General features: G+C 57.3%; 1 protein-coding gene. It reads right to left on the bottom strand.

Annotated elements, in window-relative coordinates:
- The coding region (locus RRF55_RS27570) for an IS3 family transposase (protein WP_162872288.1) at positions 1–248 on the bottom strand (248 nt) is incomplete at both ends.

The following is a 248-nucleotide window of genomic DNA, read 5'->3' as shown; positions in this document are numbered from 1 at the left end:
ATGTGCTGCACTGACATGCCTGCGGGGGCGCTTTTTGCGCAGGTTGAGGCCTTCCGGACAGTAAATCCGGTGTGTTTTCTTGTGGTTAACAGGCCAGTCTTCCCGCCGCAGCTGAATATGAATACGCGGGCAACCGTAGCGTATCCGGGTTTCTGCTATTTCCCGGATACGCAGGGTTATCGCCCGATCATCACGCCGGCTCTGCCAGTGGTAAACGGTTCTGCTCTGCATCAGCAGTCCGCATCCCC

Origin of the sequence: Klebsiella sp. K47 (genome assembly GCF_051858335.1) — a bacterium.
In the GTDB taxonomy this organism is placed as follows: Bacteria; Pseudomonadota; Gammaproteobacteria; order Enterobacterales; family Enterobacteriaceae; genus Klebsiella; species Klebsiella pneumoniae.
Note: the sequence above shows the minus strand (reverse complement) of the source record. Positions and strands in the feature narration are given on the sequence as shown.